Source organism: Dellaglioa sp. CoH-56-MRSF-13 (assembly GCF_056782095.1).
Genome location: NZ_JBXAYC010000153.1, coordinates 1 through 283, shown reverse-complemented (window position 1 = coordinate 283; position 283 = coordinate 1). Strand labels below are relative to the sequence as shown.

The following is a 283-nucleotide window of genomic DNA, read 5'->3' as shown; positions in this document are numbered from 1 at the left end:
ATCGACGACTGGCGGCGAGGGACCGAACTGGAGTCGCTCGATCGGCTCTCGGGACGGTTCGTGCTGTTCGCCTTCTCGGGTGGCGACATCACCGTCCACTGCGATGCGACGGGCACGCGCACTGTCGAGTACATGTGGACCGGGGACGAGTTCCATGCCGCGTCGCAGTCACTCCTGCTGGCCCGGATCGTGCCGCCCGACGACGGCGGCCGTGCAGAACAGTTCTGGAGCTCGCCGTATGCACGCTCCGACCGAGAGGCGTCCCTACCTGGTGACACCACCC

The 283-nt window shown here is 67.1% G+C and carries 1 protein-coding gene; it reads left to right on the top strand.

The genetic code is table 11. The features are described from left to right. Positions 1 to 283: hypothetical protein (locus AC1RP1_RS08275; RefSeq protein ID WP_481762765.1), on the top strand; the 283-nt coding region annotated here is incomplete at both ends.